The organism is Ensifer sp. Root31 (assembly GCF_001424825.1).
In the GTDB taxonomy this organism is placed as follows: domain Bacteria; phylum Pseudomonadota; class Alphaproteobacteria; order Rhizobiales; family Rhizobiaceae; genus Ensifer; species Ensifer canadensis.
Genome location: NZ_LMCO01000015.1, coordinates 1 through 242 on the forward strand (window position 1 = coordinate 1; position 242 = coordinate 242).

Consider the following 242-nt stretch of genomic DNA (forward strand, 5'->3'; position numbering starts at 1 on the left):
GTGGCCGAGGATGCAAGCCTTGCCAACAATCTGGCCGAACCCTTGGCGGCGCTGATCGTTTCGCTGTCGGGCAATTACGACACCATCCTTGCTGCTGCTACTTCGGTCGGCAAGAACGTCCTGCCGCGGGTTGCAGCGCTTCTCGATGTCGCCCAGGTTTCGGAAATCACCGAGGTGGTTTCCGCCGATACCTTCAAGCGTCCGATCTATGCCGGCAACGCCATCCAGACGGTGCAGACGAC

At 60.3% G+C, this 242-nt stretch carries 1 pseudogene; it reads left to right on the top strand.

Annotated features, from left to right (window positions below):
- Positions 1-242, top strand: a pseudogene (locus ASD00_RS38835) (electron transfer flavoprotein subunit alpha/FixB family protein); the annotation flags it as partial.